General features: G+C 57.3%; 8 protein-coding genes. 1 reads left to right on the top strand and 7 read right to left on the bottom strand.

The annotated features are described in order from the left end of the window. Both WHS88_11305 and WHS88_11300 read right to left on the bottom strand, forming a co-directional pair. The coding region (locus WHS88_11305) for a hypothetical protein (GenBank protein ID MEJ5260764.1) at positions 1-302 on the bottom strand (302 nt) is incomplete at its 3' end. A gap of 9 nt (positions 303-311) precedes the next feature. Then, complete coding sequence (locus tag WHS88_11300; GenBank protein ID MEJ5260763.1) at positions 312-2,042, bottom strand: alpha-L-fucosidase; 1,731 nt, start codon at positions 2,040-2,042, stop codon at positions 312-314. Positions 2,043-2,376: 334 nt separating this feature from the next. Here WHS88_11300 and WHS88_11295 point away from each other — a divergent pair, with 334 nt between their 5' ends. After that, positions 2,377-3,318, top strand: a complete 942-nt coding sequence (locus tag WHS88_11295) for a fumarylacetoacetate hydrolase family protein (protein MEJ5260762.1) — start codon at positions 2,377-2,379, stop codon at positions 3,316-3,318. 10 nt (positions 3,319-3,328) lie between these two features. Here the strand turns inward: WHS88_11295 and WHS88_11290 are convergent, their stop codons facing one another. From WHS88_11290 to WHS88_11270, 5 genes are read right to left on the bottom strand one after another with little or no spacing between them, the layout of a single operon-like run. Beyond that, positions 3,329-4,552, bottom strand: coding sequence for a PQQ-binding-like beta-propeller repeat protein (locus WHS88_11290; protein MEJ5260761.1), 1,224 nt, complete (start codon positions 4,550-4,552; stop codon positions 3,329-3,331). Between the two features lie 52 nt (positions 4,553-4,604). Beyond that, the gene (locus WHS88_11285; protein MEJ5260760.1) at positions 4,605-5,060 is read right to left on the bottom strand and encodes an ACT domain-containing protein; all 456 of its coding nucleotides are present in this window, start codon (positions 5,058-5,060) and stop codon (positions 4,605-4,607) included. A 46-nt stretch (positions 5,061-5,106) separates the two neighbouring features. Next, positions 5,107-5,469: an STAS domain-containing protein gene (locus WHS88_11280; protein ID MEJ5260759.1), complete on the bottom strand. Its 363-nt coding sequence runs from the start codon at positions 5,467-5,469 to the stop codon at positions 5,107-5,109. Between the two features lie 51 nt (positions 5,470-5,520). Then, complete coding sequence (locus tag WHS88_11275; GenBank protein MEJ5260758.1) at positions 5,521-6,513, bottom strand: dipeptide ABC transporter ATP-binding protein; 993 nt, start codon at positions 6,511-6,513, stop codon at positions 5,521-5,523. A 4-nt stretch (positions 6,514-6,517) separates the two neighbouring features. After that, positions 6,518-7,504 (bottom strand): ABC transporter ATP-binding protein, encoded by a 987-nt coding sequence (locus WHS88_11270; GenBank protein MEJ5260757.1) that lies wholly within the window; start codon positions 7,502-7,504, stop codon positions 6,518-6,520. Position 7,505: the final 1 nt, after the last annotated feature.

Below are 7,505 nucleotides of genomic sequence, written 5' to 3'. Positions count from 1 at the left end.
GAATGGCTGCCGTACAGGTCCGCCGCATCAAACCACGAAATCCCCCGGTCCAGACAGGTGCGGACCAGCTCGGTGAATTTTTCCTGTCCGAGGCGGGTCTGATTGGACATCCGGCCCGAAGCCCGCATTCCCGTTCCCAACCCGACCCGGGACAGCCGGATGGGCGTGCGGCCCAGCGGTACCTTCTCATACGGATTCCAAAAAGCCGGTCCGGATTCTTTCTCCGTTCTCCGGCAGCCGAGCAGAATGCCGCCTAATCCCCACAAAGTCTGCTTGAGAAATGTACGTCTTGCGATTTTCATACACAGCTCCTATTGAGGTGCCAAACGAATCCGGCCCAGATTAACCGGACGCCAGTTTTTCAAATCCCCTGCCTGAAGCGTCAGGTGATAGACTCCCGCCCGCGGAAAGCGGATGGTCCCCGCCTCCGCAAACCGGAGCGTTTCCCAGCCCTCTGTTCGAGGAAACACAAACTGGAGTCTTTCCGAACTCCAGGAAAGCATCAGCGAAACCGGTCCAATCGCCGCAGAACCCTCCAGACGAACCGCATAGCGTCCGGCCTTTCGAACAGAAACAAGCCAATGGATTTTCTCCTGCGGGTCCTCCCAGATAATCCGGGGCAAACCGCTTTGTTCCCGGCGGTGAAGACGTTCTCCTTCGAGGAGTGCGGCAGCGGCTTCGAGCACCAGTGCATCAGGCCCGTAAAAGGGGTCGGCCTGGATATCAAACCCTTCCAATTTGAAGACATACGCATATTGGCAGGGACGCTGCGAGGGGGGAAGGTCGGGCACATCGATTTCCAATCGGCGATTGCGGTCAACGCGGAACGTCAAGGAATCAGACAAGCCCAAAAGGGTGACTTGGGACCGGGAATCGGAGGCACGCACCTGCAGGGACCTGGGCCGCAAAGGACTTTGCGGCCAGCCGAATATGATGATATAAAGCGCCCTATCATCAGCAGTAAACCGAAGCACGGATGCTGTTTCATCCAAACCAGGGGAAACACCACCTTCTCCGTAAAAGTCCCAGGGGCGGGTCGAATAAACCGCCGCTCCATTGACCCGAAGCCACCGCCCAATCTCGGAGAGAATCTGCTGCTGATCCGAAGGGATTGTTCCGTCGGCACGAGGACTGATGGTCAAAAGCCAAACTCCCTTTTTGCTGACAACATCAATCATTTGATAAATCAGCTCCCGGGGCGATTTCAAATGCAGCGACTCAGTAAAACACCGGCTGTCTGTGCCGATGGAATCAACAGCCAGCCAGAGAGAGGGCTGGATTGTCTGAATGCGTGCCGGTTCCAGAATCGGAATTCCTGCGCCTGCGGAAAAATCCTGCGGCAGCCCGGCTAAAACAAATGGCTCCTGCTGTCCGGAAAAGAAGGCGGCCAACCGACTTTTGTAAGAATCCGGAATCCCCTCAAGGCCTGACTCAAAAAGGACCATATCGGGGCTGCAAGCCTCAACGGCCTCCTGGATTTTGACCAGCCAGCGTTCAAACCCCACAACGGGGTCGAGAAACTTTCCATACAGGTCGGCATATTGAGGGTCTGCCGTATCCCAACCTGCTTTGGCGGGAAACGTGTTCGGGAGGAGATTGGACGAATGATGAAAGCTCAGCACCACCTTCAGCCCGCGTTTTTCCAACGCACTTGCCAGCTCGGCGGCAATGTTTCGTCGAGGCCCCATATCCATTGCATTCCAGCGGTTGATTCGGCTGGCCCACATCGAAAACCCGTCGGCATGTTCGGCCGCCAGACCGCCGAAGCGTGCCCCCGCTTCTGCCATCAGGGCCGCCCATTCTTCAGGATTAAAACGTTCCGCCCTAAAGAGCGGGAAAAAATCCTTATAGCCGAATCCGGATGGGTCTCCGTATTTTTCCCGATGATGCCGATAAACCGGATGGTCTTCAAGATACATATTTCGAAAGTACCATTCGTTATCATAGGCGGGTACGCTGTACGGCCCCCAGCAGATAAGAATGCCGAACTTCGCCTCCGGTAGCCACTGCGGTACTGGACGAGTTTGAAAAGACTTCCAAATCAGCTCAGAAGAAGGCCCGGAAGAGGATGCCGCCGCGTTCGATGCCGACTGAAACCCCCAAAAAAGCAAACACAGACATATACAAGACCGTGCCTGTCCACATATATCTGTCCGGTTTGTGCGGCTGGGGGTTTCCCTCTGAATCGCGGCCGAACAAATCATCCAGATTCTCCCAAAAGTTGCTTGAAAGGATATCCGATAGATTATAGGGTAATGGAGAAGAAAACAAAGGTTTTTTCAAGGAATTCCAATACCGTAAAAAGCGCCAAAATAACAACCTGTAGGAACCTCCCGCGGCTCGCGGAGGATCCGGCTTTATTCGAAAGGGTCGGGAATGAAGCTTGCCTCCTGTTTTTACAACAATCGCGTTACCTGCGGCATTGTAACGCCGGACGGGTTTATTGACATCCCCATCGCCACTCAGGATAACCCGAAAAACCGCCTTCACAGCGTTAAGGAAATCCTGATTAAAGGCAGCTCAGCAATGGAGACGCTCCAGAAGGTTTTGGAGCGGCCGACAGAAAAAATTCCTTATGACAACCTGATGTGGCTGGCTCCGATTCCAAAGCCCAATAAGATTCTGGCGTTGGCGGGAAACTATCCGCAGCACATTCAGGAAACGGGTCGGTACAAGGACTTGCCGAATCTGACGGGCAGAAAAAGTCCCATTCGGCCGTTTATGATGCCTCCGACGGCGGCCTGCGGACATCAGAAAACAATTCTCTGGCCCCTGTACAGCGACGAAGTGGATTATGAGATTGAACTGGCGGTCATCATCGGAAAGACGGCTCGTGCGCTCTCCCCGGAACGGGCCAAAAACGTGATTGCCGGTTATACGATTGCCAATGATATTTCGGCCCGCTCGGTAACCTTCGGCCGGCCAAAAGAAGCGGGCGGCGAAAAGGATTTTTATGAATGGCTGATGGGCAAATGGTCAGACGATTTCCTGCCGCTGGGACCGTGGATGGTTACGGCGGATGAAATCGCCGACCCGCAGAACCTTCCGATGACGCTGAAAGTCAACGGCGAAGTGCGGCAAAACGCCTCCACCGCCGAAATGATTTATACCGTTTATGAAATCGTTTCCTTCCTCAGCCACCTGATGACGCTGGAGCCGGGGGATGTGATAGCCACCGGCACGCCGCACGGGGTCGGCGCCGCGACCGGACGCTACCTGCAGCCCGGCGATGTGATGGAATGCACCATCGAAGGCATCGGCACACTGATCAACCGAATGGGCGAAAAACCTCCGGCGTTTTACACCGGCGTGCGATAAACTCCTTGGCCTATTCCAGCGTCCAGAGAATCAGGTTTTCCTGGTCTTTGATGTAGATGCGTCCGCCTGCAAGGACCGGATGCGCATAGGTCTGCGTCTGGGAAACCTTATACGAGGCGAGCTGCTTAAACTCCTTCGGATTGGGCTCCAGCACAACCAAATCTCCGGTCGGCGACAAAAACATCAAAACCGAGCCGGCATCCACAATCGCGCCAAAGCCGCTGCGGTCATACTGGGTCTGGCTGCGCCAGCCGAGTGTGCCGTCGGATGCATTCAGGCAGAACAAATAGCCGGTGTCCGTAAGGCCGTAGAGGAAGCCCTGATGAAGAACCGGGGTATTGTATTTGGCGGTCACCTCCTTGTTTTCCCAGAGCGAGCGGGCTGAAAAGCCGTCGGCCTGCTTTTCCACCCGGACGGCAAACGTTCCCCGCTGAGCGCCGGAATAGAAGACCGTTTGTCCATCGACAATGGGAGAGACGGAATTGTAGGAGCGTTCCAGCGGCGGAAACGGCAGTTCCCAAAGAAGCTTACCGTCGCCCAGAGCCAGCCCGACCAGTTTCCTGTCGGTAAAGGCAGCAACCTGCCGGCTCCCCTCGACCGTCAACAGAACCGGCGAGGCATAGGAGGGCCCTTCCTGCGTCCACTGCCAGCGGGGCTGACCGGAATTCAAATCATAGGCGATGACACCGCCGTTGTCTTCTTTGCCGAGCTGAACAATCACCATTCCGTCAGCAATCAGTGGCGAAACCGCCGTGTAAAACCGCACGACGGCACCGGAATAGGGGTCTGTCCGCCACAGGACTTTTCCGTCTTCGGCATTCAGGCAGGACACCACGCCGCCCACGCCGAGGGTGACCACCTTGCCCTCCCCGACGGCCGGGGAACTGCGTGGCCCCGGAAACCGACCCGGAGCACCGGTGACCGCGACGGCCTCATAGCGGCTGGACCAGATTTCCTTTCCGGTTTGGGCGTCCAGACACAAAATCACTTCTTCCTTGCCCTGCCGGGTGAACAGATAGAGTCGTTCGCCCACGAGGGCGGGAGTGGCGACTCCCTGCCCTACCGGCACGGACCACTGCTGCTTCAGCTCCGTCGGCCACTGGGCGGGAGCGGAAAACCCCTGCACCTTTCCATCCCGTCCCGGACCGCGCCACTGCGGCCAGTCTGCGGCAAAAACCGCCGATGTCAAACCTGATAATCCGACAAAAACAAAAGATAAGACATCCTTTCTCATAAAACCCATCCTTTCGCAACCATTCCTTTTCCAAAAAAGAAACGCGGACCGATTACCGCCGGACCGTCGGACTGCGCCGGACAGACTGTTCGGTTTTCTTCTTTTTGGGCTCCAGATGCCCTTCGAGGACCTTCATCGCTTTGGCGACATCGGCCACCTTGAGAACGCCGGTTGTGCGTCCGCCGCGAGCGCCTGCCGTGCAGTAGGCATACGAAATATTGATATGGGCATCCGCCAGCTTGCCCGTAACCGTCGCCAGCGCCCCGGCATGGTTGGGAAGATTCACACAAAGCACCTCCGTTTCACTGAACTGGAGGTTGAGACGCTTGAGAACCGCCCGCACTCGGTCGGCACCGTCTCCCACCAGGCGCATTACGCCGTGTTCATACGAATCCGTCATGGTCAGCGCCACGATGTTGATTTTGGCCTCCGCAATTTCCTTCAAAATACGGGCCAGCACACCGGGCTTATTCACCATGAAAATCGAAAATTGGGTGTCCAGATACACGGTCGGCTCCTTTCCTTATTGTTCCCTTTTTTATACGAAGAATCCATTACGGATTCTGACGAAACCATTCGAGGGCCTGTGCACAATCCGAAGAAAATTCAAAGATCCGGTCCAGATGAGTCACGCGAAAAACCCGCATCAGATGGGGCTGAAGGCCGCAGATTCGCATTCGCCCGCCGTACTCCTTCAGACGCCGCCAGGTATCCACCAGCAGGCCGAGCATCATCGACGAAAGAAAACGAACCCGGCTCAAATCGATAATTAAACGCTGGGGCCGCCGGGAGGCGATATGTTCGCGGAGCAGGCCGGCGATCGTCTCCAGTTCCGCCAGATTGACCGACTCCGCATTCAGGGTCGCAATCGCCGCTCCGTCCTGTTCCGTCAGCGTAAGCCGGTTCGAAGCTTCCATAGGTTTGCTGTTTTCCTTTCTATTCTATTGTATACGGCCGCCCGGTTTTTGTCAATCCAGCGGGGTGCCCGCCTTCCAGCAGGCCGCCCAGTGGTCTTTTTCGTATTCCGCCAGGGTTTGCTCCTCCCGGGCACACCGGGCTTCGGCCAACGGACAGCGCGGGTGAAACGGACAGCCGGACGGAGGATTGGCGGGACTGGGCACCTCGCCCTTAAGGACGATGCGTTTGCGGCGGCGGCCCGGCTCTGGGACGGGAATCGCACTCAGCAGGGCCTGCGTGTAAGGATGAAGGGGCTGTTCAAACAAGGCATCCCGAGAGGCCTGCTCGACAATGCGTCCCAGATACATCACCGCCACCCGGTCGCTGATATGGCGGACCACCGCCAAATCGTGGGCGATGAACAGATAGGTCAGATTCAGCTGCTTCTGCAAATCCATCAGCAGATTGATGATTTGAGACTGAATAGACACATCCAGGGCACTGACCGGCTCGTCGCAGACCAGGAATTTGGGGCCGAGTGCCAGGGCGCGGGCAATCCCGATGCGCTGCCGCTGTCCGCCGGAAAACTCGTGCGGATAGCGGTCCAGATAGCGGCGGGACAACCCGACCTGCTCAAGCAGTTCGACGACACGCTGACGCCGCTGCCGGGTGGAAGCCAACCCGTGGACTTTCAGCGGCTCTCCGACAATGGCCTCGACATTCATCCGAGGATTGAGGGAGCCGTACGGGTCCTGAAACATAATCTGCATCTGGCGGCGGAGGGGCTTGAGCCGGCCGGCCGGCACCGACAGCACATCCGTCCCGTCAAAAAAGACCCGGCCCCCGACGGCGGGAATCAGCCGAAGAATCGTCCGCCCCACTGTGGTTTTGCCGCAGCCGCTCTCGCCTACCAGCCCCAGCGTTTGACCCGAGTCGATTCGAAAACTGACGCCGTCCACAGCCCGGATAAAACCCGCCGTGCGGCCGAACAAGCCGACACGTATCGGAAAATAGGTCTTAAGGTCCCAAACCTCCAGCAGGGGTTTTTTCTCCGCAGACACCATCCGTTTATCCTCCGTATCCTTCCGCATACCAGCAGGCGACCCGGCGGCCCGGCACCACTTCCTTCAGGGGCGGCTCCTCAGTTTGGCATCGCCTGTCCCGACACCCGATAGAACAGCGGGGATGAAACTTGCAGCCGGAGGGAAAATCCACCGGATTGGGTACCGTTCCGGGAATAACCTCCAGACGCTCTCGCCGCTCATTGAGCCGCGGCAGCGAGCGAAGCAGTCCCCGCGTATAAGGATGCAGCGGCTTGGCAAACAGCGGCTCCACCGGCGCCGATTCCACAACCCGTGAGGCATACATCACCACGACGGAATCGGCATTTTCCGCCACCACCCCCAAATCGTGAGTAATCAGCAGAATGCTCATCTTCTGCTGCTGCCGCAGATGGCGCAGCAGGTCGAGAATCTGGGCCTGAATCGTCACATCCAGGGCCGTGGTGGGCTCATCGGCAATCAGCAGCTTGGGCATGCAGGACAGCGCCATCGCAATCATCACACGCTGCCGCATTCCGCCGCTGAGCTGATGCGGATATTCATCAAATCGCCGCTGGGGGTCGGCAATGCCCACTTTGGCCAGCATCTCCACAGCCGCCTGACGGGCCTGACGGGCGGTTTTTTTCTGATGCAGCCGAATCGCCTCGACAATCTGGCTGCCGATAGTAAAAACCGGATTCAGACTGGTCATCGGCTCCTGAAAAATCATCGCAATCTCATTGCCGCGGATGCGCCGCATCTGAGATTCCGTAAGAGAAAGCAAATCGCGCTCCTCGAGGACAATGCGTCCGGAAACGATGCGCCCCGGCGGCTGAGGCACCAGCCGCAGAATGGACAGAGCCGTAACGCTTTTGCCGCAGCCGCTTTCGCCGACCAGAGCGACTGTCTGTCCGCGCAGAATGTCGAAACTGACTTCCTGAACGGCCCGGGCCAGCCCCTGCTCCGTGGAAAAGTGCGTCGAAAGATTCTGAATGGATAAAAGAATATCCGTCATC

The sequence above is a fragment of the Anaerohalosphaeraceae bacterium genome, from assembly GCA_037479115.1.
Classification (GTDB): domain Bacteria; phylum Planctomycetota; class Phycisphaerae; order Sedimentisphaerales; family Anaerohalosphaeraceae; genus JAHDQI01.
The sequence above is the reverse complement of the archived record's forward strand: the minus strand, read 5'-3'. Positions and strand labels throughout refer to the sequence as shown.

Coding starts and splice junctions, on each gene's coding strand:
- WHS88_11295 (MEJ5260762.1), top strand. CDS start 2,377: ATGAAGCTTGCCTCCTGTTTTTACAACAATCGCGTTACCTGCGGCATT.
- WHS88_11280 (MEJ5260759.1), bottom strand. CDS start 5,469: ATGGAAGCTTCGAACCGGCTTACGCTGACGGAACAGGACGGAGCGGCG.
- WHS88_11290 (MEJ5260761.1), bottom strand. CDS start 4,552: ATGAGAAAGGATGTCTTATCTTTTGTTTTTGTCGGATTATCAGGTTTG.
- WHS88_11270 (MEJ5260757.1), bottom strand. CDS start 7,504: ATGACGGATATTCTTTTATCCATTCAGAATCTTTCGACGCACTTTTCC.
- WHS88_11275 (MEJ5260758.1), bottom strand. CDS start 6,513: ATGGTGTCTGCGGAGAAAAAACCCCTGCTGGAGGTTTGGGACCTTAAG.